Below are 22,676 nucleotides of genomic sequence, written 5' to 3'. Positions count from 1 at the left end.
GTTCATCCAAGCAGTGCGGCGGTCACCGCTGAAGTGTCGAGACCGATCAACGGAACCTTCTGCAGGGCCTCGGCGAGCTGAGTGCGGTGATGCAGGCGGCTATCGGTGAGAGGTAGTCGGGTGACGTGCCGGGCGTAGGCCTCGACCAGGGCAGCGGCGGGTGGGTAGTTCCACAGGTCCGCGCTCATTCCCCTGGACCAGGTCAGGACGTTCAGCAGTCGCCCGGCGTGGTCGACGATCTCCTCGTCGGCGTTGTCCGCGCTGATGGCCAGGAGCAGGTGGGAGGCGGTGGCGGCCTGGGCCGCGAAGTAGGCGTTGAGGAAATCGCCATCGCACGCATGGCGGAGCAGCCACTCACGAGCGAGGCCGCTCTTGCAGAGCGCCTCGACGACGTAGACGCGGCCCCAGCCGGAGACCCGGTCGCCCAGCCAGGTCAACGCCTCGATGCCGCCTTGGCGGCGAGCCAGCGCGTCAGCGGCCAGCGGGCCGAAGTGGTTCGAGAGCAGCCCGATCGTCTGGATCAGCGGGATGTCCCGTTCTTCGTAGTCGGCCGCGAGCAGGGCCAGCCCGGCCACGGCGGCCCGCCGGTTGTCGCTGTGCCGCACCAGCCACCGGCCGGTTCGCCGTACCTCGGATCGTCTGGCGCGCAGTGCCGCGGCGGCGATGTGGTCGTTGCGGTGAATCGGGACGTCCAGGCCCGCCAACGTCCTGGCGAGCCGGGCGGGCGAGGACTTCTTCGCCGAGAAGTGGTCGCCCAGCGCTGATGCGACGTCCACGCCGATCTTGCGCTGGCTGTGGCCACGCTTGCGAAGGCGGCGGGAGGTGGCGCGGTGGAGGTCCTCGTCCGGGAACGGGTACCCGTCTCTGGGCAGCGGTTCCTCGGGGAACTCACGATGCAAAGCGAGCGCGTGCTCGTACAGGGATCCGCTCATGCGCGGACGCGGGACTCGATTCTGTCGATCATGGGCGTGAGGTTAGCCCGGCGGCCACGCCCTGAGCAACGAATCAAGCGCGTCCAGCGCTCTCAGCCACGACGCCTCCACCCCGCGCGGATGACTGTGAAAGGCCCCGGAACGTTCCAGCGACACGTACCCGTGGAACGTGCTGTGCAGCAGCCGGACGGCGTCGGTCTGATCGGGTTCCCACAGGTCATAGCCCCGCAGGAGTGCCCGTGTCATCTCGGAGTGCTTGCCGGCCGCGCTGTCCGCGGCGATGTCCGGGTCCAGCGCCATCTGCGTCGCCGAGTAGCGGCCGGGGTGCTCGCGGGCGTAGGTGCGGTAGGCGTTGGCGAACGCCACCAGGGCGTCCTTGCCCGAACGGCCCGCGATCGCCTCAGATACCCGGTCGGCGAGTTCGGCCAGTGCCAGGACGGCCAGGCGGACGCGCAGGTCCTGGGCGTTGCGGATGTGCGAGTAGAGCGAGGCGTCCTTCACGCCGAAGTGACGGGCCAGGGCGGACACCGTCACGTTCTCGAAGCCGACCTCGTCCGCCAGGTCCGCCGCCGCCTGCGTGAGGCGGTCGGCCGTGAGCCCCGCACGTGCCATCCGTCACCCTTCCTAGGGTCCATAATGATTTGCCTAGGACCTCTAGGTAAGCCTAGCGTCCCTGGTATGAAGCCGTTGACCGAACTCGACATACGCGCGTCCTTCGTCAATTCCACCAAGGGCGAGGCGAAGCGCATGCACGTACCCAAGGATCTGGGCGAACGACCGTGGGACGACCTGGACTTTCTCGGCTGGACCGACCCGGCCGCGCCCGACCGCTCGTATCTGGTGATCGAGCTGGACGGCACGCTCACGGGCATCGCGCTGCGAAGGGCGCAGCAGGCCGGGCGGGCGCGCAAGACGATGTGCTCGTGGTGCCTGACCACGCATTCCGGTGACGGCGTGTCGCTGATGTCCGCGCGCAAGGCCGGCAAGTCCGGGCAAATGGGCAACACGGTCGGCGTCTACGTGTGCGCCGACCTGCGGTGTTCGCTGTACCTGCGCGGGAAGAAGAGCGCGGGACCCGGCTCGCGGTTCAAGGAGTCGATCACGGTCGACGAGCAGGTCGAGCGGATGCTGTCCGGGGTCCGCGCGTTCCTCGATCGGGTGAACTCGTAGGTGTCAGAGTTCGAGGACGAGCTCCGCACTGCAGGCGCGGGCACAGGGCCACGGGTCGCCGCATTCGGTGCAGCCGGTCGTGGCGGGCAGGTGCGTGTCGAGCACCTGGACCGCCCTCGTTCGGTAGCGCTCCAGGTCGGAGTCCCAGTTGTGGCGGGAGCCCGCGGTCGCACTCGTCATGGTCATCAGTCCTCGGGTTGAGCTGGTGCACACAGCATGCACCTGTGACGGCGCTCACGGGCGGCAATTTCGCCAAACACGACGAACGGATTCGAACGACGAATCTGAGCGGGTGTGAGGGGCATCATGTCTCCATGGACATATCGGCGTCGCTGGCCGCGGCCGGGCGTGGTGACCAGACGGCGTGGGACGCCCTGATCAGGCAGTTCAGCGGCCTGCTGTGGTCGATCGCCCGCGCCTACCGGCTCAACGACGCCGACTCGGCGGACGTGGTGCAGTGCACGTGGATCAAGCTGGTCGAACACCTCGACCGCATCACCGAGCCCGAACGACTCGCCGGGTGGCTCTCCACGACCGCGCGGCACGAGTGCCTGCAGCTGCTGCGCCGCGCCGGGCGCCTGCCCGAGCCGACCGAGGAGATCGCCGACTCCCCCGACCCCGCGCCGGAGGTCGACCACGACCTGCTCACCGGCGAACGCAACGCCGCGCTCTGGCAGGTCTTCGAGCAGCTGCCCGACCGCTGCCGGCGCCTGCTGCGGGTGTTGATGGCCTCGCCACCGCCCGCCTACGCCGAGGTCGCGCTGGCGCTGGACATGCCGGTCGGCAGCATCGGGCCGATCCGCCAGCGCTGCCTGGGACGCTTGAAAGTACTGGTCAGGGGCAACGAGCTGCTGGAGGACCGGTCATGAACGACGACGACTTCCTCGACGTCCTGCGTGCCACCGCCGACGCGTTCGATCCCGTCCCGGCCGGCGTGCTGCGGGACGCGAGCGCCGCCCTGGCGCTGCGGACGCTGGACGCCGAACTCGCCGAGCTGGTCGAGTCCGAGGCTCTGGTGCGCGGCGACGGGCCGTTGTCGCTCGCGTTCGAGTCCGACCGGGTCACGGTCAGCCTGGAGATCATCGACGACGTGGTGCGCGGGTTCGTCACCGGCGCCGAGGGCGAGGTGGTGGTGGAGACGCCCCGGTCACGCCGTGCGGTGCCGATCACCGACGGCTGGTTCATGGTGACCGAGGTGCCACCGGGCCTGGTCCGCATCCGCGTGACGGCGCTCGACGGCACGGCGGTCGTCACCCAGTGGGCCCGCGGCTGACCTGTATTTCCCTGCGGCGCGCTCCCTCTTCCCAGGTACGGAAAAGAGGGGACCAAGCCCATGACCTGCTTCATCCTGCCAGCACACCTGCAGATCGAACTCGCGGAGGCCGGCAACGTCGACCTCCGCGACGCCATCAGAACCCTGCTCGCCTCCGCCACGCTGCGCGCTCAGCGCGCCACGCTCACCGAGGCGGTGCAGTTCCTCGACCTCAACGCCGCGCAGTTGCGTGGCCCGGCCGGCGAGTTCAAGGCCGTGCACGACGTCCAGGGCGGCGACGAACGCACCCTGCCCGGCGTCCTGCGCCGCAAGGAGGGCGACGGCCTCATCGACGACGGCGCCGTCAACGACGCGTTCGACAACGCCGACCGGACCTACGACTTCTACCGCGACGTGCTGGGCCGCCACAGCGTCGACGGCAACGGCCTCAAGCTCGTCTCGTCCGTCCACTTCGGACGTGACTTCGACAACGCCTTCTGGGACGGCACCCAGATGGTCTACGGCGACGGCAGCGGCAAGGTCTTCCAGCCCGGCGCCCTCGCCCGCGACATCACCGTCGTGGGGCACGAGATCACGCACGGCGTCGTCCAGTACACGGCCGGCCTGCGCTACCGGAAGCAGTCCGGCGCCCTCAACGAGTCGATGGCCGACGTCTTCGGCTCCCTGGTCAAGCAGCACGCACTCGGACACTCCGCCGACCAGGCCGACTGGCTCATCGGCGCGGGCATCCTCGGCACGCAACTGCAGGGCGTCGCACTGCGGTCCATGAAAGATCCCGGCCGCGCGCACCAGCTCGACCGCCAGCCCGCGCACATGCGTTCCTACGTCGACCTGCCCGACGACGGCAACCCGCGCAACGACAACGGCGGCGTGCACATCAACTCCGGCATCCCCAACAAGGCGTTCCACCTCGCCGCGACTCGGCTCGGCGGCAACGCCTGGGACCGCGCGGGCAAGGTCTGGTACGACGCGCTCGCCACGAAACTCCGCGTGAACTCGAACTTCACCGACGCCGCCGCGGCCACCACCGCGAGCGCGCAGGCGCTGTTCGGCAACGACGTGGCGAACGTCGTAAGAGAGGCGTGGAACGACGTCGGCGTGCGCTGAACCGGTTACGCCGCCTGCGTGATCGCCGCGCCACCGATCCACTGGTCCACTGGGTGGGTGGCCGAATTCTTTCTGGAATCACCGGCATCACTGGGGAAACTCGCCGACCAACTGCGGCGCGCAGGCGACGACGGCGCGGCAGGACAACGCCACGTCGAGAAGTACGCGGACCTGACCCTGCCCGAAGAAGGTGTCCTGCTCGACACGATGGCCTCCCACGAACACGCCTACGACCTCGTGCGCGGCGCGATGGAAGCGATCGCCGTGCGCGGTCGCTATGCCTCACAGGCCATCACCCAGACCGTCGACACCTACATGCGCGAGGACGAGGCGGCACGCGTACGGCTGGACAAGCTGTTCCGCGGCCTCGACCCGTCCCTGTCGCGGCCGGACTTCACGCGTTACGAGAAAACGATGCGCGGCCCGGCGTTCAGCGACTCCGCCGAACCGTCCGACCAGTTCAAACAACCCGACCGCCCCGCCGACGACGGCCCGCTCTTCAAGTACGACCCCTCGTCCGACATCTTCAGCCCGGTCGCGGCGGTGCGCGGGGTGTGCGTCGAGGTGGCGGGCCGCGACCCGTTCGAGGCGATGGTGCGCTGGCTCAGCGGCGACTGGATCGCCTACCACCGCTGCGTCACGGTCTGGAAGCAGGTCGGCGCCGCCAGCGAGCCGATCGGGGCGAACATCGGCCGCGCCGGCAGTGACACCGAGGCCGTGTGGCGCGGCAACGCCTCCGACGAGGCCCAGCAGTACCTCAACGAACTGGCCCGCTCCGTCAGCGACTTCGCCCCGATCTGCGCGAAACTCGCCGAGCACTACGAATCCGGTGTCCAGGCCGCCCAGAAGTTCAACGAGGCACTCGCAGCGGTGGCCGCCACCCTGACCGAGATGGCCGGCCTGTGGCTCGCCTCCATGGTGTCGCTGCCGCTCAGCAGGGGTTTCCGCCGCGGCGCGGTCATCGCGGCCATCGTTTACTACGCCTCCCAGATCATCGAACTGGTCTCCGAGGCGATGTCGCTGTGGGGCAAGGCGAAGGACCGCGCGGCAGGCGTCGTGGGCCTGGTCAGGGCCGTGGAGTTCGGCCGCCTGCGCGACGTCAAACCGCCCAGGATGCTGCTCTCCCCCGGATCGCCGCTGTGACCGGCGTCGACGAGCCACGGCTGCGGGAAGCCGTGCTGCGCAACCTGGTCAGGTCGGCGCCGGGACAGCCGATGGCCGAGATGGCGCAGGAGGTGCTGTCCGGCCGGATGACCATGGGCGCGGCGGTGGGCAGCCTCGCCTACCGCGACAGCTTCGCCACCGCGGCCGCCGAGGCACCCCAGCTCATGCGGACGGTGTCACCAGCGGAACTCGCCGAGGCCGAGAAGACGCTCGTCGTCGCGGCCAGCCTGCTGGACCCGCCCGTGCTGCCGGAGCCGGTGCGACCGCGCCGGTCCTTCGAGGACGAGGAGTGGGACGCCTCCGTCACCTCGCCGTGGGATGAGTCCTGACGAGTTGGAGGAGCGGTGCCCACTGGCGGGCCGTGAGCGGGAGTTCGACACACGGGGACTTGCTGTCCCGGATGCCGACGCCGCGCCCCACTTCGACGCAGTTGCCGTCGCTGCCGCTGTAACTACTCTTCCGCCACCTGGTCATGCTGAAACTCCTCACCGATGATGTCGGTGATCAGCTTCCTGGTTTGCGGCTCGTCCAACGCCGCCCGTCCGAGTGACATCAACGCGGTGTCGTAGAGACCGACTGAAGGCTGATCTTCAAGAAAGACGTTAGCCCCCTCGCTCTCGACGTAGACGATCGGCGGGATCTTCTTGAACTTCAACAGGTCGAAGTCACCCGCGAGCCCGGCGTGCGGCCCGAACGCGGCGGGAACAACCCGAATCGTGAGGTACGGCCGCACCGAGAGCATCAGCAGGTGGTGGTACTGCTCCTTCATGATCTCCGGGCTTCCGACCGGCAGCCGCAGCGCATGTTCGTGCATGTAGATCGTGACGGAGCGATAGCCGTCGAGAACGGCGTTCTGGCGTGCGATTCGATTGCTGATCACCGTGGGCCGTTCGTCGGCGGACAACTTGCTCGAAGCGTGCACCACGTAAGGGATGTAGTCCGGCGCTTGCAGCAGGCCGTGCACGACGTTCATGGACCAGCCGGTGATCTCCGAGGCGATGTTCTCGTGTTCGCGCAGTGTGCGCGCTCGGTCCGTGACGCCGGATTTGGCGGGCTGCAACCAGTCCCGTTGGTGCGTTTCGTGGTGAAGCGCCATCAGGTGGTCGAACTCGTCGGGCGGCGTGCGCAACAGGCCCAGAAGCTTGGCCAGGTCGACGTCGCTGACGCCTTCCTTGCCGTTGACCAGTTCCGAGACTTTGGCTTCCTGCCAGCCCAGCAATTCGGCGGCGGCCCGGTTGGTGAGGTCGGCCGCCCGCAGGAGTGCGCGTATGGCGTCGCCGAACTCGCGGCCGCGCACCGTTGATCTCCGCAAAGGCATGCAGGGACGGTAGAGGCGGCGTTCCGTTTGGCTCCACCCATTCGCCGCAGGTCAACCTGAAAGCATGCCCTTTGGACATCTTCCAAAGTCATGGGCGTGGTTGGGTAGGCGCATGATCGACGTTCTCGGCAACGGATCCGCGCCTCAACTCGTCGTGTTCGACCTCGACGGAACCCTGTATCCGAAGGAGGCGTACGCGGAGCAGGTGCTCGCCGTGATCGGCCGGATGTTCGTGGAACTGCAGGGCGCTTCCGAGACGCACGCGGAGGCGAAGGTGGCCGAACTGCGGGAGGCGATGCGGACGAACTGGTCCGGCACGTCGACGACGTCGTTCGTGCGGGCCAACGGGTTCGACGTCGCGCAGTGGCTGGAGTACCGCGAGACGCATCTGTCCATCGCGGACGGACTGCGCCGCGACGATGGCGTCGTCCGGGAGCTCGGCAGGCTGCGTGAGGTGGTGCCGATCGTGTTGCTCACCAACAACACCAGGGGGTCCATGGAGGCCATCCTCGGCAAGGTCGGCATCGGGACCGGGGGGTTCACGGAGGTGTTCAGCTCCGAGGACTCCCGTGACACGCCCAAGCCCGATCCCGGCGCGTTCCAGGTGGTGCTCGACCGCCTCGGGGTGCCGGCGGAGGGAACGTGGAGCGTCGGGGACCGGGTGGACATCGACATCGCCCCGTTGCAGCGGCTCGGTGGCTCGGGCATCGCCGTCGACGGGCCCGCTGACCTGGGTGCGGCCGTCGATCACCTCATCGGGCTGGTGCGTCGGGCCTGATGGTGCCGTCGGGTTCGACGTGGAATCCGGGGATCTCCAGCACCGCCTTGTGATTGGTGAGCCTGGCGCCGAGGAACCAGCGCGAGTCGCGGGAGCGGACTCCGCTGAACAGGACGTCGTCCTCGAAGGTCACGCCGGTGAAGCGGCTGGTGTCGCGGAAGTCGGCGTCGACGAACCTGGCGACACCGGCGAAGCGGGCGTCGGTGAAGCGGGCGACGCCGATGAAGACGACCTTCTCGCAGTTCAGGCCGCCGGTGAACACGCAGCCTCGGGCGTTGAAGTCGACGAGCACCGCGTGGCTGAGGTCGACCTTGACGCCCCAGAACTCCGGTTCGCGCAGGTGGGTGGTGAGGATCGTGCCCGCGGACCGGCGGACGTGCAGTTCCTGCTGGGTCTCCAGGTCCTGGTCGCCGTCCGCGAACGGCATGCGCAGGTAGGCGCTGACGACGTCGGTGACGACCTGGCGCTGGTGCGGGTTCTCCTGGGCGAGGCGTTCCAGCGCGTAGAGGCCGGCGATGCGGACCTGGGCCAGCGGTGAGCCGAGGTGTTCGGTGGCTTTGACGTAGAGGTCGGTGAGGCGCCGTTCGTCGGCGTCCCGCGCGGTGATGACGGCGACGACCTCCTGGTGCCACTGCCGGCGCACCGCCAGGAACAGCACGATGCTGCCGCCACCGGCCAGGCCGACGGTGAAGCCGGTCTTGATCGCCTCGATGCGGCGGCCGGGGTCGCTGCCGGCCTCGGCGAGCAGCCAGACGAGCACCGCGGCGGTCAGGACGACGGCCAGCACGCCGCACACCACGATCACCCATCGGCGAAGCGGTCGCAGGGCCTGCTGCTGCCTGGTGGTCATGGAAGTTGATTTTGGCCTGCCGGGCGCCGATCGTGGTCTAGTTCGGCGCGACGGCTCGGCGGACGCTGTCGCGCAGGAAGTCCCGGCGGCGGTCGTGGGTCTCGGCGGGTTCGTCGCTCGTGGCCGCGTAGACGTTGCTGACCGGTGACCACGCCATCGACATCGCGATGACCATGGCCATCAGGTCGAACGGGTCGCCGTCGCGGACCAGCCCCGCCTGCTGCGCCTCGGTGATCGCCCGCAGCTTGTTCTGGTCCATGCGATCGGCGTCGGCGACCAGGTAGCCGGCAGGGCGTCGTTCCAGGCGGGCCCAGGTCGCGAGCCGGATGAGGTCGGGGCGCTCGAGGTACTCGTCGTAGAGGCGCACCGCCCAGTCCGCCAGGTCGGCGGCGTTGATGGGCACGACGTTGACGATCCGCTCCAGCGAGCCGAAGAAGATCGCGTCGAACAGCCCTTCCTTGTTGCCGAAGTAGGCGTAGAGCTGGGCCTTGTTGGTGCGCGCCGCGGCGACGACCCGTTCGATGCGGGCTCCGGCGATGCCGTGCTCGGCGAACTCGCGGGTGGCCACGTCGATGATGCGTTGCCGCGTGGCCGCGCCACGGGCGGTCAGCTGCTGGTCGGACATGGTCGAACTGTACCGACAGACCAGTCGGTTTACTTTGCCTCCTCTTCGGGGGTAGCGTGAAATAGACCGAACAGTCTGTTTAAGGAGAGTCATGCGCAGCACCACCGGCTGGCAGGCCGACGGACCCACCAAGTTGCACGAGGTGCCGATCTCCCGGCGTGACCTGCGGCGCGACGACATCGCGGTGCGGGTGGACTTCTGCGGCGTCTGCCACACCGACCTGCACGCCGTGCGCGGGCACGACGGAGACGGCGTGCTCGTACCGGGTCACGAGTTCACCGGCGTGGTGCTCGAGACCGGTGCGGACGTGACGGCGTTCCAGGTCGGCGATTCCGTCGCCGTCGGCAACATCGTCGACTCCTGTGGCGTGTGCACGATGTGCACGGCTGGGCAGGAGAACTTCTGCCGCGAGTTCCCCACGCTCACCTACAACGGCACCGATCGCCACGACGGGACGACGACGTTGGGCGGTTTCTCCCGCGAGTACGTCGTCCGCGACCGGTTCGCCCATCCCCTGCCGTCCGGGCTGGACCCGGCGGCCGCGGCGCCGCTGTTGTGCGGCGGGATCACCGTGTGGGAACCGCTGCGCGCCCTGGGCGTTGGGCCGGGGACGCGCGTCGGGGTGGCCGGTCTGGGCGGGCTGGGGCACCTCGCGGTCAAGTTCGCCGCGGCCCTGGGCGCCGAGGTGTCGGTCGTGAGCCGGTCCGCGGACCGCGCGAGCGACACGATCCGGCTGGGCGCCCGTGACGTCGTCGTCTCCACCGACCCGGACAGCGCGGCGGCGTCCCGCGACCGCTTCGACGTGCTGATCGACACCATCCCCGTGGCCCACGACCTCGCGCCCTACCTCGGGCTGGTGGCCGTGGACGGGACGCTGAGCCAGGTCGGCTACCTCGGCGCCGTCACCGTGGAGACGATGGACCTGCTCGTCGGCCGCAAGAAGCTGAGCTCCGGCGGCAGTGGCGGGCTTCCCGCCACCGCCGCCATGCTGGAGTTCTGCGCCGCCCACGGCATCACCGCCGACGTCGAGATCCTGCCGTCCGCGCGCGTGACCGAGGCGCTCGACCGGCTCGAACGCGGCGACGTCCGGTACCGCTTCGTCCTGGACCTCTCCGACCTCGACTCAGCGTGACCCCGGCTCAGGCGACGGGGCCCAGCATGAACCCGCCGTCGGCGAGGATCTCCGCTCCCGTCGCGAACCGCGCCTCGTCGGAGGCGGCGAACAGGATGAAGCCCGCGATCTCGTCCGGGGTGGCCTGGCGCGGGATGGCGAAGCCGGCGACCGGCACGAGTTCGCTGCCGTCCGGGGCGTAGGCCAGGGGTGTGCCGATGATGCCGGGGTGCACGGAGTTGACGCGGATGTTGTCGCGCGCCAGTTCCTTGGCGGCGGCGCGCATCAGGCCCCGCAGCGCCCATTTGCTGCTGCTGTAGGCGACGAGTCCTGGTGCGGCGGTGAGACCGGCGATGGAGTTGACGTTGACGACCACGCCGCCGCCCGCCTTGCGCATGGACGGTGCCGTGCCGCGGATGCCGAGCAGCGCGCCGGTGAGGTTGGTGTCGAGCACGCGCCGGAACTCGTCGAGCGGGATGCTCTCGGTCGTGCCGACGCTGAGGTAGGCGGCGTTGTTGATCAGCACGTCGATCGGGCCGAAGCGTTCCTCGGTGCGGGTGACGGCGTCGGTCCAGTCGGACTCGCTGGTGACGTCGAGCCGCACGCCGAGCGCCGGGCCGTCGAGTGCGGCGGCGATCTGCTCGGCGCCGGTCCTGGCGGCTACGACGGTGTTGGCTCCGGCTCGGGCGAACCGGGTGGCCAGCGCCGCGCCGAGGGCACCCGAGGCCCCGGTGATCAGAACGGTCTTGCTGGTGAAGTCGAACATGGCGGGCTCCTTCAGCTGGCGAAGACGTCGTCGGCGTCGGTCGAGTGGGCGAGGGCGCGGCCGGCTTCGAGGGCGGCGAGGCGGTCGCGGAGTGCGGCGGTGGCCAGCGCGTGGGCGTCGGAGCCCAGCGTCAGGCGCAGGGGTGCGTCGGGCTGGTCGGCGGAGGCGATGATGGCCGCGGCGATCTTCGCGGGGTCGCCGGGCGCGGGCAGTGGCGGCAGCTCGCCGGAGATCATGCGGCGCAGCTGTCCGGACGGGCCGTCGGCGTAGGCGGGCAGCGGGTCGCCGATGGCGAAGGCGCCCGTGCCGAAGTTGGTGCGGGCGACGCCGGGTTCGACGAGCGTCACGCCGATGCCGAACGGCGCGAGCTCGGCGGCGGCCGACTCCCAGAAGCCCTCGATGCCCCACTTCGTGGCGTGGTAGAGGCTCATGGCGGGGAAGGCGACCTGGCCGCCGATGCTCGCGACCTGCACGAACCTGCCCCCGCCCTGGTCGCGCAGGTGCGGGGTGGCGGCGCGGGCGAGGTGGATCGAGGCCGTGAGGTTGGTGGCGAGCTGGCGGTCGATCTGCTCGTCGCTCAGTTCCTCCGCCGCGCCGAACAGGCCGTAGCCGGCGTTGGACACGACGACGTCGATCCGGCCGAGCTCGGCGAACGCGCGTCCCACGACCTCACGCAACGCGGTGGTGTCGGTGACGTCGAGACGCGCACGCCAGAGCCGGTCGCCGTGGCGGGCGGCGAGGTCGTCGAGGGTGTCCAGGCGGCGGGCGGTGGCGGCGACCCTGTCTCCCCGCTCGAGCAGTTGCTCGGTGAGGTGACGGCCGAAGCCGGAGGACGTGCCGGTGATGAACCAGGTGCGCATCGGGTGCTCCTCGGTAGGTAACTAACTAGATACATTCATACGCGCTCGCTCCTCCGATGTAAATATCTGGATGGTTATGTACGATCGCCACATGCCACCCGATGCCACGGAGACCAAGCGGCGACTGCTGAAGGCCGCCATCGACGAGTTCGCCACCTACGGCCTGGCGGGTGCGCGCGTCGACCGCATCGCGGAGCAGGCCTCGGCGAACAAGCGGTCGATCTACATGCACTTCGGCGCCAAGGAGGACCTGTTCGACAAGGTCGTCGCCGACAGCATGGTGGAGCTCGCGGAGGCGGTCTCGGTCGACGCCGGCGACCTTCCCGGGTACGCGGGCAGGCTCTTCGACGCGCTGGAGCAGCGTCCTCACGTGCGGCGGCTGTACCTGTGGGCCGGCCTCGAACGGCCGCAGCCCATCGACGCCGAGGTCGAGGAGTACCGGCGCAACGTCGCCGCGATCAGCGCCGCCCAGGACGAGGGCCGGGTGCGCGCCGACATCCCCGCGATCGACCTGCTGGCCATGGTGGTCGCGCTGGTCATCAGCCGGGACACCGCGTCCTGGTCGCTGAAATCTCTTCGTGCCGATGATTCCGGTGGCAGGAAGGCCGTGACGGCGGCCGTGGAGGGGCTCGTCCGGCCGTGAGACCGTCGCCTTTTGCTCGGGCGTGCTAACTTTTGCTCATGCGAGCAAAGTCCGTGACCGAGCAGGCCCGGCGGGCGCAGATCGTGGCGGCGGCGATCGCCACGATCGCGGAGCTGGACTACGCGGAGACGTCGTTCAAGGCGATCGCGGCGCGGGCAGGACTGAGCAGCACGGGCCTGATCTCGTACCACTTCAGGAACAAGCAGGAGCTCGTCGACGTCGTGTTCGCGGACATCTTGGAGCGCTTCCAAGGGTTCGTGAGCGCGCGGATGAACCAGGCGAGCGCTCGTGAGGAACTGCGGGCGTTCCTGGTCGCCAACATCGCGTTCCTGCGCGAGCACCGCGCGGACATGGTGGCGTTCCTGCGGATCAGGGCCCACGCGGCGGTGACGGACGGGGGCATCGCCGACTCCGATCACGCAGGGCTCGCCGACCTGCTGCGACAGGGGCAGGAGGCCAGTGAGTTCCGCGTGTTCGACCCGGACGTGATGGCGGTGTTCGTCCTCGCGCTGCGCAACAGCGTCGTGCAGCGGTCCGGGTCACTCGATCTCGACGTCTGCGAACGGGAGTTGGTCGCGGCCGTCGATCTGGCGACAAGGAGTTGACCATGCGTCGGGGGACGTTGCTAGTTGCCGCGTTACTGCTGCTCAGCACGTGTGGGAAGGGGGAAGCCATGCCATCGGACGTCGTGAAGACCGATACCGGGCAGGTTCGGGGTGAGGTGCGGGACGGGCATCTGCGGTTCCAGGGGGTTCCGTACGCCCGCGCGGCGCGCTGGGAGCCGCCGGTGCGCGCTGCGGAGTGGAGCGGTGTTCGGGACGCTGTGAAGCCAGGCAGCCCGTGCCCGCAGGTCGGATCCAGCTACTCGGAGACGAAGAGCACGGACGAGGACTGCCTGTTCGCCAACGTCACGACACCGTCGACGAGCGGGCGCAAGCCGGTGCTGGTGTGGGTGCACGGCGACGGCGCGATCGGAGCCGGGCACTTCTTCGACGCGAAACGCCTTGCGCGGCAAGGGGATGTCGTCGTGGTGACGTTCAACTACCGGATGGGCGTGTTCGGCGGCTTCGGGCTGCCGGGGCTCGAGCACTCAGGCGAGTTCGGGCTGCTCGACCAGCGGGGGGCGTTGGAGTGGGTCCAACGCAACATCTCCGGCTTCGGCGGCGATCCGGGCAACGTGACGTTGTTCGGGGTCTCGTTCGGCGCGACCGCGGTGAGCGCGCACCTGATCGGGCAGAAGCCGCTGTTCCACAAGGCGATCATGCACAGCTCGTTCACGCTGGTGGACGTGCCTCGCGGTGCCTGGTTCCCGGACCTGGAGGCGTTGCCGTCGCTCGCGTGGCGGCCGGTGCAGGAGATCCAGGAGATCGGCACGATGATCAGCGCCGAACTGGGCTGCGCGGACGTCGAGTGCCTGCGGCGACTGCCGGTGGAGAAGCTGCTGGACTACCCGCAGATCATGAACATCTTCCAGTCCGTCGGGTACGGCGGCGCGCTGCTCCCCCGCTTGCCGGGCGAGTCGCTGGAGGCGGGCGAGTTCGCCGGCGTGCCGATCCTGGCCGGGGCGACGCGCGACGAGCACAACAGTTTCGTCGGCCTGTTCCGGCCGGACCCGATGTCGGCCGAGGACTACTCGCGGCTGGTGCGGGAGGCGTTCCCCGACCGTGCGGCCGAGATCGAGCGCGAGTACCCGGTCAGCGCGTTCGCGTCACCGAAGCAGGCGTGGGCGACGCTGCTGACGGACCGCATGTGGGCGCGTTCGACGTTCCGGCAGAACACGCTCTACGCGAAGAAGGCGCCCGTCTACGCGTTCGAGTTCGCCGACCGCAACGCGGCCACGGATCCCTCGATGCCGCCCGAACTGCACGGCGCGAACCACTCGTCCGACATCGACTACCTGTTCCCTGATCGGGACTTCGCCAAGGACCGCGGGTTGTCCGACCACATGATCAAGGCGTGGACGGACTTCGCCCGCACCGGAACGCCGGGGTGGCCGCGGTTCTCCGAAGGGCAGTACGTGCAGTCACTCGCTCCCGGCGCCATCGGTCGTGTGGACTACGCCGCCGAGCACCGGCTTCCGTTCTGGAACTAGGCGGGAGGCCGCGGCGAGGAGCGCCAGTCCGGCCACCACGTACCAGGGGTGGCTGATCAGGAACTCCTCGCCGCTCGCCAGCGGGTTGCCGAGCACACCGAGGCGGTCGATCGCCCACGCGGCCGCGGCGACGAGGGCGATCGACGCTCCCCCGAGCCGGACCGCGCGATACCAGCGCGTGCCGGACAGCACGTACAGCGACGGGAAGAGCAGCGCGACCGTCACCAGCTGGGCCAGTTCGACACCGACGTTGAACGCCAGCAGAGCGAGCAGCGACGGCGTGCCGTCGAGGCCGAGTCCGCTCAGGATGCCCGCGAACGCGAGCCCGTGGACCAGGCCGAACGCCCCGGCGATGACGTTCTCGCCGTGCCGGGCGAGTGGACGCAGGGCGTGCACCGCCGCGACCGCGACCGACACGGCGATCAGCACCTCGACGGGCGTGCCCGGCAGAGAGATCCAGCCGAGCGCGGACGCGATGAGCGTGAGCGAGTGGCCGGCGGTGAACGCCGTGACGACGCCGAGGAGCGACCGTGCCGTGGGAGCGAGCGGCTTGCGCCCACGCCATCGGCCCGCTACGAGTGCCACCGGCGCGACCAGCAGCAGGGTGATCAGGAACAACAGGTGGTCGGCGCCCTCCAGCACGTGGTGGAAGCCGTAGCCGATCATGTCCGTGACGCCGGTCGAGGCGGCGTCGCCGATCCGGATGGACGTGTCGTCCGCGGTCAGAACACCCGCCGTGGAGATCTTCCCCGCGGCGTCGGTGAGAACCACGACCGCCCGATGCGCCTGGTCGGCCTCGATGATCCCGTCGTAGGTGAGGGTGAACGTGGACGGGTCGCCGGCCGCGTCGAGTGCCACGTCGACGCTGAACGACTCGATGCCCTCGACCTGCTCGAGCACCGGGTTCGACACCGTCTCGGCCCACTCCGCGCCGTCGGCACCGGTGACCGTCAGGTGCTCGCCGATGTAGGCGGCGTACTCGGCGGTCGTCGCGTCGTCGACGCCGAGCGCCTTGTCGACGGTGTCCACGGCGACGCTGACGGTCGTGCTCACGGCGTTGTCGGTGACGCGCACGGACAGGGTGCTGCTGTCCAGGCTGTGCGCGTGCGCCTGGGTGGAGCCGAGCAGCAGGAGGCCGAGCAGAACGGCGGTCACGCGCCGGAGGAATCGCCAGGTCATGCGATAGATACTCGGGAGCGAACCTGTGCGTCCGTTGTGAGCCCGCTGTGTACAGCCCGCTCACAGGCAACGCACAACGTGCGTCCAGCTTCGGCGCCTTTCCTGGCTCTCAACCACCACCTCGGGAGCCGACCATGAAGATCCGCAAGACCATCGCCGCCGCCGCTCTGCTGCTCGTCGCCGTCGTTCCCCTCGCGGCCTGCGGCACCACCGGCGAGACGGCCGCCGCGACGACCCAGGTGCAGCAGGCAGGCCCGGGAGGCCAGGGCGGGCCCGGTGGTGTCGACGTCAGCTCCGTGTCGTCGGTCGAGGACCTGAACGCGCTGGTCCAGTCCGCCTACGGCGAGGCGGGCCTCGGTCTGCACCGCGGGCACGAGCCCGTGCAGGACGTGCTCGACGAGGTGCTGTCGATCAGTCACGACGAACTGCACGTGCGCATGGACTCCGGCCAGAACCTCGCCGCCGTCGCCACCGACCTCGGCATCGACCCGACGACGCTGGTGAACGCGATGGTCGACTCGTGGAGCCCGGCGATCGACGAGCTCGTCACCGCCGGCACCATCACGCAGGCGCAGGGCGAGCAGTACCGGGCCGCGCTGACCGAGGCGTTCACGTTCAAGGTGAACTGGGACGGTCAGGAGGCGACGCCGACCTTCACCGGGGTCTGAGTGCTTGGGCGGCCATGTGGTCACCAGCCTGTCTGATTCGTGCAACTTCTCCCCCATGCGCACGAGCCCAGGCCGGGAATCGCTACTCTGGATCACGTGCCCGGCACCCGCAGCTCGCGAACCCGCGCGTATCTCGCGCGGGTTTTCGCCGTGCTGGCGCTGGTCGCCGGGGTCGCGATGATGCAGGGCACCCCGTGCGAGACGGAGTTCGCCTGGACCGCGCAGTGCCCGACGTCCGCCACGTCCGCGCTGACCTACGTGGTCGACGACGTGGACGCGGGCTCGTCGCTGCTGGACGGAATCCTCGTCGCCGGGTGCTGCCTGGTGGTGGCGCTGGCCGTGCTGATCGGGTTCGCCCTGCTGCGGCGATCCGGTTCGTTCGCGTTGCTCGCGGTGCGCCTGCCTTCTGTTCTGTCTCCCCCTTCACGTCGGCTGGAAGTGCGGCTGGCGCAGCTCTGCGTGCTGCGCGCCTAGACCGAACCCGTTCCTCGGTTCGGTCCATCCCGCCTTCGTGGAGGTTTCTTCGTCATGTCCAAGAACGCTCGTCTGTCCCTGATCATCGTCGCCGTCGTGGCGGTCGTGGTCGCCGGTTTCTTCCTGTTCAGCCGCAACGACACCACCGCGGCGCCGCAGTCCGCCGACGGCAAGGTGACCGTCGTCGAGTACCTCGACCTCGAGTGCCCGTCGTGCCGGGCCGCGTTCCCCGGCGTGGAGAGGCTGAAGACCGAGTACGGCGACCGCGTGACGTTCGACGTGCGGCACTTCCCGATTCCCAGCCACCGCAACGCAGAGCTCGCGGCCGTCGCGGTCGAGGCCGCCGGGGCGCAGGGCAAGCGCGACGACATGTTCCGGCTGATGTTCGACTCGCAGCAGGAGTGGGGCGGGCAGCAGACGTCGCAGCGCGCGGTGTTCAGCGGGTTCGCCCAGCAGCTCGGGCTCGACGCGGTCGCGTTCGAGAAGGCGCTGGACGACCCGGCGCTCAAGGAGCGCGTGCTGGCGCAGCGCACGGAGGGCGGCAAGGCCGGGGTGACGGGCACGCCGACGTTCTTCATCAACGGCACCAAGTTCACCGGCGCCCCCACCTACGACGGTCTCAAGGCAGCGATCGAGAAGGTGCGTTCGTGAACCGGATCGTCGCCTGGGTGCTGGCGGTCGGCGGGTTCGTCGGACTCGTCGCGTCGTTCGTCCTCACGATCGAGAAGATCGCGCTGCTCAAGGACCCCTTCTACGTGCCGACGTGCAGCATCAACCCGGTGCTGAGCTGCGGCTCGATCATGAAGACCGCGCAGGCCGAGGTGTTCGGGTTCCCCAACCCGCTGATCGGCGTCGCGGGCTTCGCGGTGGTGACGACGCTCGGCGTGCTGCTGGTCGCCGGGGTGTCGTTGCCGTCGTGGGTGTGGATCGGGTTGCAGGTCGGGGTCACGTTCGGCGTGCTCTTCGTGCACTGGCTGATGTTCCAGTCGCTGTACGAGATCGGCGCGTTGTGCCCGTACTGCATGGTCGTGTGGGCGGTGATGATCCCGATCTTCTGGTACACGACGCTGCGCAACATCCGGCCGGCGTTCCAGTTCCACAGCGTCGTGCTGATCCTGTGGTACCTGGTGATCGCGGCCGGAGTGTTGCAGGCGTTCTGGTTCTACTGGTCGTCGCTGTTCTAGCTGCCCGCCACGACCCAGTCGCCGAACGGCGCGTCCGGGCCGACCGCCGTCTGCACGCGGTACCGCAGGCGCATGTCGGCCCCGAGGATGAACACGCGCACGAGTCCCTGTGCGTCGACCACGGCTGATGGACCGACTTCGACGTAACCGCCGAGGTCGGTCCACGGCGTGAAGTTCCCTGCCGCGTCCTGACGCACGACGCTCAGGCCGTAGTCGTTGTTGCGCGCGAACGCCAGCGTGCGCCCGCCAGAGGTCACGGCGGCGATCGGGCCGAGGCCGCCCATGCCGCCGATGTTCTTCTGCGTCGTCTCCCAGGTGCCGTTGGGCGTCTGTTCGCGCAGCGTGCCGACGGAACCGTCGTTGGTGCGGCGGCTGAAGACCCGGACCCGGCTCGCGTCCAGTGCCACGCCGACGGAGGCGGAGCTTTCCGCTCCGGTCGTCAGGGCCTGGTAGATCGTGGAGCCGCCGACGTTCTGGTACCAGTGGAACGCCCGGCCGTTGCCGTCGCCGAACACGTGCATGCGACCGCCCGGCGCGGTGATGGCGGAGAGCTGGGACATCGCCTTGCCGTTGCCGCCGGTCGCGGTGGCCCAGGTGCTGTTGAAGCCGGTGCCCTCCTGCCACTTGTTGCCGAGCGTGCCGGACCTGTTGACCACGAACAGTTCCAGCAGGCCGTTCGACACGGCCAGCACCGGTGTCTGGTAGGCGGCGGAGGCGTTGTTCGGGTTGCCGAGCGAGGTCCAGGTGCCGAAGCTCTGCGCGCCGGCCGCGGTCTGGGTGCACGTGCGGATCGCGGCAGTGTCGAGGTCGAGGACGGCGAGCTGCAGTCGGTTGTCGCCGCGCATGGCCACCGCGACGCCCGGTGCGAACGAGCCGTTCAGCAGCGTGGTGGGGCCAACCCACGCGCCGCCGTTGGGCTGACGCCACCACATGAGCGAGTCGCCCGCGACGATGAACGCGTGGACGGTGCCGGCACTGTCCATCGTGGACCACTGCGGTGCGACGGGCCAGCGTTCGTAGGAACGGGACAGGTTCACGTCGAACACGTCGCCGCTCAACGGGTCCTGCGCCTTGTACTTGTTGTACGCGGCGGTCTTCGGAGTGCGCAGCGCTGACGGCACGTTCGCCGGCGCCTGGCGGGTGTTGTAGCAGCGGTAGCGGACCAGCAGCGCGTACGGGCGGCCGGTCGGGCCCATGTACGACTTCACGGCCTTCTGCGCGAACTTCGCCGTGTGGATGTGGTCGAGGTGGTCCGGCATGCCGTTGGCGTAGCGCACGTCGTCGGGGAACGGGTCCTGGCAGCGCACGACCGTCGCCTGGAACTGCTGCAACAGTCCAACCAGGACGTTCACCACGTCGGCGTGCTTGTAGGTCTGCACGCGGTTGGCCGGGCTGCCGGTGGGGACGATCGTGCTGGTGCTGTACGAGGTGTTGGTCCAGAGGTTCTTGGTCGCGTCCTCGTGCAGGTCGTCGCCGCCGTCGGGCAGGTTGAGGTAGATCAGCTGCACGGTCGGCTTGCCGTCGAGCGTGTTGACCTCGACGGTCTTGCCCGCGACGACCATCGCCGTGCGGGTCCACTGGCTCGCCACGCCGGCCAGCGACGCGTAGGCGTTGCGCTGGCCCTTGTGCAGCTCCGCGGACAGCTGCTCGCGGGTGAGGTCGTCGGTGCCGTTGAACTCGTCGGCGGTGAGGATGACCGTCCTCACCGGACAGCCCGACAGGATCGCGGGCTGGATGTCCGGGTTGATGAACAGCAGGTCGTCGTCTGAGTGCGCGATGATGTTCACGAAGCTCGCACCCGTTGGCGCTGCGGCATGTGCGGTGCCGGTGTTGATCCCGACCGCGGTCAACGCGGCCGCGGCGCCGCTGGCCTTGAGGACTGTGCGTCTGCTGATCTTCGGCATTGGTCTGCCTTCCGCTGTTCCGATGCCCGGACTTCGGTCGGCAATGAATCTTTGTTACACGTGCGTCGTGCGGAGCAATTGGCGCAGTCCATCGATGCCGGTGAAGTGGTGTCCGCGCATCCCGGTCAGTTCGGCGGCCCGCACGTTCTCCAGCCGGTCGTCCACGAACAGGACGTCGTCGTCGCCCAGCGCGTCGCGGCACCACTCGAAGGCCGCGCGTTCGGGCTTGGCGTGGCCGATGCGGCACGAGAACGCGCGTACCTCGAACAGGTCGAGCCACGCGTAGGTGCGTTCGAAGTTCTGCGCGTGGTCCTCGGGGATGTTGGACAGCAACGCGATGCGCACGCCCGCGTTGTGCAGCTCGTGCAGCAGCGCGACCATCTCGTAGTCGACGCGGCTCCAGCTCTCGACGTCCTTCTCCACGAGCGGTGGGTGGCCCACGAGCGCCCAGTACTGCTCCGCCGTCACGTCGCCGCGGTCGTAGGCGGGGCGGTGCGCCCAGTAGGCGTCCCAGAAGTCCGGGTCGGTGCTCATCGTGGCCATGACCTCGGGTGACTGGTCGCGGGCGATCACGCCGAACATGTCGAACAGGATGATCATGCCGTCACCACCGTGACGCCCGCGGCGGTCAGGCCGTCGTCGCCGTCCGCGTCGGTGACCACGGCGTGCAGCGCGGACACCGGGGCGACGTGGGCGAGGGCGGTACGGGTCAGTTTCGAGGCGTCGACGGCGGCGATCACGCGCCGGGCCGAGGTGATGGCGGCTCGTTTCACCGAGGCGTCCTCCAGGTCGAAGGCGGTCAGGCCGTGTGCCGCGGACAGGCCGCAGCAGCCGATCACGGCGGTGTCGAAGCGCAGTGCTTGGAGCGAGGCCAAGGTCAGCGGGCCGGTCAGGGCGAGTTCGCCCGGACGTGGACGGCCGCCGGGTACGAGAAGCGTGAGCGTCGTCGACGAAGACAGCGCGTTCACGGCGTGCAGCGACAACGGCATGACGGTCACGCGTCTGTCGTGCAGCAGGCGGGCCACTTCGAGGCATGTGGTGCCGCTGTCCAGGACGACCGACTCGCCGTCCGCGATCAGACCGGCCACGGCGGCGGCGATCCGGCGCTTGGCGTCCATGTTCTCGTCCGAACGCAGCGCGAACGGCGGTTCCTCGCCACGCAGCAGCAGGCTCCTGGCACCGCCCCGGTAGCGTTCGAGAACGCCCTGAGCTGCGAGAACTTCCAGGTCGCGGCGGATGGTCATCTCGGAGGCGCCGGTCATCGTCGCCAGGTCCGCCACCCCGAGGGAGCCGGCGTCGCGGACCGCCTCGGTGATCTGCTTCAGTCGGGACACGGTCGTGATTGAACACGAGTGATGTTCGAAACTCAATCTTTCGAACAGGTGGTCCGTTCGTTTAGCGTGCACCGTGTGAACGCTCTCAAGGCCGCGCGGGTGGCCACCTTCACGTACTTCGGGCTCAACGGGTTCCTGCTCGGGCTGTGGCTCGTGCACATCCCGACGGTCGAGGACCGCACGGGCATCAACCACGCCGAACTCGGCCGGTTGCTGCTCCTGCTCGGCCTGGGCGCGTTCATCGGCATGCGGCTCGGTGGCAAGTTCACCGACCGCGTGGGCGTGAAGCTGGTCGTGCCCGCCGCGGGTGTGTTCTGCAGCGTCACGGCCTTCCTGCCCGGTGTGGCCGTCAACCAGTGGACGCTCGGTGCGGCGCTGCTGATCTTCGGCATCGGCAACGGGCTGATCGACGTCAGCATGAACGCGCACGCCGTGGTCGTGGAACGGCACTACAAGCGTCCCGTCATGTCGGCGTTCCACGCGACGTGGTCCCTCGGCGGTGTCGCTGCCGCGTTGACCGGCGCACGCACGCTGAGCTGGGAGCTCTCCCCCGCCACGACCCTCGGTGCCGCCGCCGTTCTCGGCGTCGTCGTCAGCCTGGTGACCGCGAGGCTGCTGCTCGACGAGAAGGAGGAGCAGCACGCCGCCGCGCAGACCGGCAAGCGCAAGGTGCCGCGCCGGATCTGGATCATGGCCGTGCTCGCCCTGCTGGTGATGCTGAGCGAGGGCGCGGCCAACGACTGGAGCGTGCTGCACCTGCAGGACGTCCTCGACGCCCCGCCGCAGATCGCGGCACTGGCCTACGGCGCGTTCGCCACGACGATGACCGTCGGACGGCTGCTCGCGGACCGGATCACCGCGAAGGTCGGCCCGGTGGCGGTGCTGCGCTGGGGTTCCGTGGTCGGCGCGGCGGGCATCGCGACCGCGGCGCTCTCACCGTGGATCTGGCTCGCGCTGGTGGGCTGGGCGATCGCCGGCATCGGCCTGTCGGGCACCGTGCCGCAGCTCTTCAGCGCCGCCGGGCACGCGGAACCCGGCGCGGCGGGCGCCAACGTCTCGCGCGTGGCCGGGCTCGGCTACCTCGGCGTGCTGGCCGGACCGGCGGTGATCGGCTGGCTGACCCACGTCGTGCCGCTCAACATCGCGTTCCTGCTCCCGGTGGCGTTGTGCCTGGTCGCAGCCGCGTCGGCGAACGTTCTGCGGACCGATTCCGCCGAGGAGAAGGTCTCGGCGTAAGAATGCGC

Annotated in this window: 29 protein-coding genes; 16 read left to right on the top strand and 13 right to left on the bottom strand. The window is 69.3% G+C overall.

What is annotated here, in order from left to right:
- Positions 1-2: 2 nt before the first annotated feature.
- Complete coding sequence (locus tag ACIQF0_RS38045) at positions 3-932, bottom strand: hypothetical protein (RefSeq protein WP_401038106.1); 930 nt, start codon at positions 930-932, stop codon at positions 3-5.
- Between the two features lie 42 nt (positions 933-974).
- Positions 975-1,544 (bottom strand): WHG domain-containing protein, encoded by a 570-nt coding sequence (locus ACIQF0_RS38040; RefSeq protein ID WP_360036602.1) that lies wholly within the window; start codon positions 1,542-1,544, stop codon positions 975-977.
- 66 nt (positions 1,545-1,610) lie between these two features.
- On the opposite strand from ACIQF0_RS38040, the gene ACIQF0_RS38035 reads away from it, so the two are divergent.
- Positions 1,611-2,102 carry an FBP domain-containing protein gene (locus ACIQF0_RS38035; RefSeq protein ID WP_401038102.1) on the top strand — a complete coding sequence of 164 codons (492 nt, stop codon included), beginning with the start codon at positions 1,611-1,613 and terminating at the stop codon, positions 2,100-2,102.
- Between the two features lie 3 nt (positions 2,103-2,105).
- Here the strand turns inward: ACIQF0_RS38035 and ACIQF0_RS38030 are convergent, their stop codons facing one another.
- On the bottom strand, positions 2,106-2,282 hold the full coding sequence (locus ACIQF0_RS38030; RefSeq protein WP_177320742.1) for a hypothetical protein: 177 nt from the start codon (positions 2,280-2,282) through the stop codon (positions 2,106-2,108).
- A gap of 134 nt (positions 2,283-2,416) precedes the next feature.
- Between ACIQF0_RS38030 and ACIQF0_RS38025 the strand changes: the two genes are divergently transcribed.
- From ACIQF0_RS38025 to ACIQF0_RS38005, 5 genes are read left to right on the top strand one after another with little or no spacing between them, the layout of a single operon-like run.
- Positions 2,417-2,971, top strand: coding sequence for an RNA polymerase sigma factor (locus ACIQF0_RS38025; protein WP_401038100.1), 555 nt, complete (start codon positions 2,417-2,419; stop codon positions 2,969-2,971).
- Positions 2,968-3,375 carry a hypothetical protein gene (locus tag ACIQF0_RS38020; protein WP_360036611.1) on the top strand — a complete coding sequence of 136 codons (408 nt, stop codon included), beginning with the start codon at positions 2,968-2,970 and terminating at the stop codon, positions 3,373-3,375. The genes ACIQF0_RS38025 and ACIQF0_RS38020 overlap by 4 nt, the downstream gene beginning before the upstream one ends.
- Before the next feature lie 60 nt (positions 3,376-3,435).
- Positions 3,436-4,482 (top strand): M4 family metallopeptidase, encoded by a 1,047-nt coding sequence (locus ACIQF0_RS38015; protein ID WP_401038097.1) that lies wholly within the window; start codon positions 3,436-3,438, stop codon positions 4,480-4,482.
- A gap of 57 nt (positions 4,483-4,539) precedes the next feature.
- The gene (locus ACIQF0_RS38010) at positions 4,540-5,625 is read left to right on the top strand and encodes a hypothetical protein (RefSeq protein WP_401038096.1); all 1,086 of its coding nucleotides are present in this window, start codon (positions 4,540-4,542) and stop codon (positions 5,623-5,625) included.
- Positions 5,622-5,975: a hypothetical protein gene (locus ACIQF0_RS38005; RefSeq protein ID WP_401038094.1), complete on the top strand. Its 354-nt coding sequence runs from the start codon at positions 5,622-5,624 to the stop codon at positions 5,973-5,975. Before ACIQF0_RS38010 ends, ACIQF0_RS38005 begins: the two co-directional genes overlap by 4 nt.
- Here ACIQF0_RS38005 and ACIQF0_RS38000 read toward each other — a convergent pair.
- Together ACIQF0_RS38000 and ACIQF0_RS37995 are read right to left on the bottom strand one after the other, a co-directional pair.
- Positions 5,950-6,120: a DUF397 domain-containing protein gene (locus ACIQF0_RS38000; protein ID WP_401038091.1), complete on the bottom strand. Its 171-nt coding sequence runs from the start codon at positions 6,118-6,120 to the stop codon at positions 5,950-5,952. The genes ACIQF0_RS38005 and ACIQF0_RS38000 overlap by 26 nt on opposite strands.
- Complete coding sequence (locus ACIQF0_RS37995; protein WP_401038089.1) at positions 6,098-6,943, bottom strand: helix-turn-helix domain-containing protein; 846 nt, start codon at positions 6,941-6,943, stop codon at positions 6,098-6,100. The genes ACIQF0_RS38000 and ACIQF0_RS37995 overlap by 23 nt, the downstream gene beginning before the upstream one ends.
- Before the next feature lie 133 nt (positions 6,944-7,076).
- Between ACIQF0_RS37995 and ACIQF0_RS37990 the strand changes: the two genes are divergently transcribed.
- On the top strand, positions 7,077-7,742 hold the full coding sequence (locus ACIQF0_RS37990; protein WP_401038087.1) for an HAD family hydrolase: 666 nt from the start codon (positions 7,077-7,079) through the stop codon (positions 7,740-7,742).
- Here the strand turns inward: ACIQF0_RS37990 and ACIQF0_RS37985 are convergent.
- Positions 7,717-8,592, bottom strand: a complete 876-nt coding sequence (locus ACIQF0_RS37985; RefSeq protein ID WP_401038085.1) for a pentapeptide repeat-containing protein — start codon at positions 8,590-8,592, stop codon at positions 7,717-7,719. The two genes, ACIQF0_RS37990 and ACIQF0_RS37985, sit on opposite strands and share 26 nt — an antisense overlap.
- A 37-nt stretch (positions 8,593-8,629) precedes the next feature.
- Entirely contained in the window at positions 8,630-9,217 is a 588-nt protein-coding gene (locus ACIQF0_RS37980; protein ID WP_401038083.1) for a TetR family transcriptional regulator, read from the bottom strand.
- 91 nt (positions 9,218-9,308) lie between these two features.
- Between ACIQF0_RS37980 and ACIQF0_RS37975 the strand changes: the two genes are divergently transcribed.
- Positions 9,309-10,349 carry an NAD(P)-dependent alcohol dehydrogenase gene (locus ACIQF0_RS37975; RefSeq protein WP_401038081.1) on the top strand — a complete coding sequence of 347 codons (1,041 nt, stop codon included), beginning with the start codon at positions 9,309-9,311 and terminating at the stop codon, positions 10,347-10,349.
- Between the two features lie 7 nt (positions 10,350-10,356).
- Here the strand turns inward: ACIQF0_RS37975 and ACIQF0_RS37970 are convergent, their stop codons facing one another.
- Positions 10,357-11,094, bottom strand: coding sequence for an SDR family NAD(P)-dependent oxidoreductase (locus ACIQF0_RS37970; RefSeq protein ID WP_401038079.1), 738 nt, complete (start codon positions 11,092-11,094; stop codon positions 10,357-10,359).
- An 11-nt stretch (positions 11,095-11,105) separates the two neighbouring features.
- Positions 11,106-11,954, bottom strand: coding sequence for an SDR family oxidoreductase (locus tag ACIQF0_RS37965; RefSeq protein ID WP_401038077.1), 849 nt, complete (start codon positions 11,952-11,954; stop codon positions 11,106-11,108).
- 91 nt (positions 11,955-12,045) lie between these two features.
- Between ACIQF0_RS37965 and ACIQF0_RS37960 the strand changes: the two genes are divergently transcribed.
- The 3 genes from ACIQF0_RS37960 to ACIQF0_RS37950 all read left to right on the top strand — a co-directional run bounded on the left by ACIQF0_RS37960 (position 12,046) and on the right by ACIQF0_RS37950 (position 14,689).
- Entirely contained in the window at positions 12,046-12,597 is a 552-nt protein-coding gene (locus tag ACIQF0_RS37960; RefSeq protein WP_401038074.1) for a TetR family transcriptional regulator, read from the top strand.
- A 38-nt stretch (positions 12,598-12,635) separates the two neighbouring features.
- Positions 12,636-13,202, top strand: a complete 567-nt coding sequence (locus ACIQF0_RS37955) for a TetR/AcrR family transcriptional regulator (protein ID WP_401038072.1) — start codon at positions 12,636-12,638, stop codon at positions 13,200-13,202.
- A gap of 68 nt (positions 13,203-13,270) precedes the next feature.
- Positions 13,271-14,689, top strand: a complete 1,419-nt coding sequence (locus ACIQF0_RS37950; RefSeq protein ID WP_401038069.1) for a carboxylesterase/lipase family protein — start codon at positions 13,271-13,273, stop codon at positions 14,687-14,689.
- Here ACIQF0_RS37950 and ACIQF0_RS37945 read toward each other — a convergent pair.
- Positions 14,621-15,868, bottom strand: coding sequence for a HupE/UreJ family protein (locus ACIQF0_RS37945; RefSeq protein WP_401038067.1), 1,248 nt, complete (start codon positions 15,866-15,868; stop codon positions 14,621-14,623). The two genes, ACIQF0_RS37950 and ACIQF0_RS37945, sit on opposite strands and share 69 nt — an antisense overlap.
- Before the next feature lie 134 nt (positions 15,869-16,002).
- Here ACIQF0_RS37945 and ACIQF0_RS37940 point away from each other — a divergent pair, with 134 nt between their 5' ends.
- From ACIQF0_RS37940 to ACIQF0_RS37925, 4 genes are all read left to right on the top strand, one after another.
- On the top strand, positions 16,003-16,536 hold the full coding sequence (locus ACIQF0_RS37940) for a hypothetical protein (protein WP_401038064.1): 534 nt from the start codon (positions 16,003-16,005) through the stop codon (positions 16,534-16,536).
- Between the two features lie 96 nt (positions 16,537-16,632).
- Positions 16,633-17,010, top strand: coding sequence for a hypothetical protein (locus ACIQF0_RS37935; protein WP_401038061.1), 378 nt, complete (start codon positions 16,633-16,635; stop codon positions 17,008-17,010).
- 54 nt (positions 17,011-17,064) lie between these two features.
- On the top strand, positions 17,065-17,661 hold the full coding sequence (locus ACIQF0_RS37930; protein WP_401038058.1) for a DsbA family protein: 597 nt from the start codon (positions 17,065-17,067) through the stop codon (positions 17,659-17,661).
- Positions 17,658-18,194: a vitamin K epoxide reductase family protein gene (locus ACIQF0_RS37925; protein ID WP_330275750.1), complete on the top strand. Its 537-nt coding sequence runs from the start codon at positions 17,658-17,660 to the stop codon at positions 18,192-18,194. Before ACIQF0_RS37930 ends, ACIQF0_RS37925 begins: the two co-directional genes overlap by 4 nt.
- Here ACIQF0_RS37925 and ACIQF0_RS37920 read toward each other — a convergent pair.
- From ACIQF0_RS37920 to ACIQF0_RS37910, 3 genes are read right to left on the bottom strand one after another with little or no spacing between them, the layout of a single operon-like run.
- On the bottom strand, positions 18,191-20,098 hold the full coding sequence (locus tag ACIQF0_RS37920; protein WP_401038055.1) for a PIG-L family deacetylase: 1,908 nt from the start codon (positions 20,096-20,098) through the stop codon (positions 18,191-18,193). The two genes, ACIQF0_RS37925 and ACIQF0_RS37920, sit on opposite strands and share 4 nt — an antisense overlap.
- A 54-nt stretch (positions 20,099-20,152) precedes the next feature.
- Positions 20,153-20,698 carry an HAD-IA family hydrolase gene (locus tag ACIQF0_RS37915; RefSeq protein ID WP_401038052.1) on the bottom strand — a complete coding sequence of 182 codons (546 nt, stop codon included), beginning with the start codon at positions 20,696-20,698 and terminating at the stop codon, positions 20,153-20,155.
- Positions 20,695-21,432, bottom strand: a complete 738-nt coding sequence (locus ACIQF0_RS37910) for a DeoR/GlpR family DNA-binding transcription regulator (protein WP_360036666.1) — start codon at positions 21,430-21,432, stop codon at positions 20,695-20,697. The genes ACIQF0_RS37915 and ACIQF0_RS37910 overlap by 4 nt, the downstream gene beginning before the upstream one ends.
- A 75-nt stretch (positions 21,433-21,507) precedes the next feature.
- Between ACIQF0_RS37910 and ACIQF0_RS37905 the strand changes: the two genes are divergently transcribed.
- Positions 21,508-22,668, top strand: coding sequence for an MFS transporter (locus tag ACIQF0_RS37905; protein ID WP_401038048.1), 1,161 nt, complete (start codon positions 21,508-21,510; stop codon positions 22,666-22,668).
- Positions 22,669-22,676 lie beyond the last annotated feature (8 nt).

It is taken from the genome of Lentzea sp. NPDC092896 (assembly GCF_044754905.1).
In the GTDB taxonomy this organism is placed as follows: domain Bacteria; phylum Actinomycetota; class Actinomycetes; order Mycobacteriales; family Pseudonocardiaceae; genus Lentzea.
The sequence above is the reverse complement of the archived record's forward strand: the minus strand, read 5'-3'. Positions and strand labels throughout refer to the sequence as shown.

Excerpts from the sequence above, each read along its gene's own strand:
- ACIQF0_RS38045 (WP_401038106.1), bottom strand. The coding sequence starts at position 932 with ATGAGCGGATCCCTGTACGAGCACGCGCTCGCTTTGCATCGTGAGTTC.
- ACIQF0_RS38040 (WP_360036602.1), bottom strand. The coding sequence starts at position 1,544 with ATGGCACGTGCGGGGCTCACGGCCGACCGCCTCACGCAGGCGGCGGCG.
- ACIQF0_RS38035 (WP_401038102.1), top strand. The coding sequence starts at position 1,611 with ATGAAGCCGTTGACCGAACTCGACATACGCGCGTCCTTCGTCAATTCC.
- ACIQF0_RS38030 (WP_177320742.1), bottom strand. The coding sequence starts at position 2,282 with ATGACGAGTGCGACCGCGGGCTCCCGCCACAACTGGGACTCCGACCTG.
- ACIQF0_RS38025 (WP_401038100.1), top strand. The coding sequence starts at position 2,417 with ATGGACATATCGGCGTCGCTGGCCGCGGCCGGGCGTGGTGACCAGACG.
- ACIQF0_RS38020 (WP_360036611.1), top strand. The coding sequence starts at position 2,968 with ATGAACGACGACGACTTCCTCGACGTCCTGCGTGCCACCGCCGACGCG.
- ACIQF0_RS38015 (WP_401038097.1), top strand. The coding sequence starts at position 3,436 with ATGACCTGCTTCATCCTGCCAGCACACCTGCAGATCGAACTCGCGGAG.
- ACIQF0_RS38000 (WP_401038091.1), bottom strand. The coding sequence starts at position 6,120 with ATGACCAGGTGGCGGAAGAGTAGTTACAGCGGCAGCGACGGCAACTGC.
- ACIQF0_RS37990 (WP_401038087.1), top strand. The coding sequence starts at position 7,077 with ATGATCGACGTTCTCGGCAACGGATCCGCGCCTCAACTCGTCGTGTTC.
- ACIQF0_RS37985 (WP_401038085.1), bottom strand. The coding sequence starts at position 8,592 with ATGACCACCAGGCAGCAGCAGGCCCTGCGACCGCTTCGCCGATGGGTG.
- ACIQF0_RS37980 (WP_401038083.1), bottom strand. The coding sequence starts at position 9,217 with ATGTCCGACCAGCAGCTGACCGCCCGTGGCGCGGCCACGCGGCAACGC.
- ACIQF0_RS37975 (WP_401038081.1), top strand. The coding sequence starts at position 9,309 with ATGCGCAGCACCACCGGCTGGCAGGCCGACGGACCCACCAAGTTGCAC.
- ACIQF0_RS37970 (WP_401038079.1), bottom strand. The coding sequence starts at position 11,094 with ATGTTCGACTTCACCAGCAAGACCGTTCTGATCACCGGGGCCTCGGGT.
- ACIQF0_RS37965 (WP_401038077.1), bottom strand. The coding sequence starts at position 11,954 with ATGCGCACCTGGTTCATCACCGGCACGTCCTCCGGCTTCGGCCGTCAC.
- ACIQF0_RS37960 (WP_401038074.1), top strand. The coding sequence starts at position 12,046 with ATGCCACCCGATGCCACGGAGACCAAGCGGCGACTGCTGAAGGCCGCC.
- ACIQF0_RS37955 (WP_401038072.1), top strand. The coding sequence starts at position 12,636 with ATGCGAGCAAAGTCCGTGACCGAGCAGGCCCGGCGGGCGCAGATCGTG.
- ACIQF0_RS37950 (WP_401038069.1), top strand. The coding sequence starts at position 13,271 with ATGCCATCGGACGTCGTGAAGACCGATACCGGGCAGGTTCGGGGTGAG.
- ACIQF0_RS37945 (WP_401038067.1), bottom strand. The coding sequence starts at position 15,868 with ATGACCTGGCGATTCCTCCGGCGCGTGACCGCCGTTCTGCTCGGCCTC.
- ACIQF0_RS37940 (WP_401038064.1), top strand. The coding sequence starts at position 16,003 with ATGAAGATCCGCAAGACCATCGCCGCCGCCGCTCTGCTGCTCGTCGCC.
- ACIQF0_RS37930 (WP_401038058.1), top strand. The coding sequence starts at position 17,065 with ATGTCCAAGAACGCTCGTCTGTCCCTGATCATCGTCGCCGTCGTGGCG.
- ACIQF0_RS37920 (WP_401038055.1), bottom strand. The coding sequence starts at position 20,098 with ATGCCGAAGATCAGCAGACGCACAGTCCTCAAGGCCAGCGGCGCCGCG.
- ACIQF0_RS37915 (WP_401038052.1), bottom strand. The coding sequence starts at position 20,698 with ATGATCATCCTGTTCGACATGTTCGGCGTGATCGCCCGCGACCAGTCA.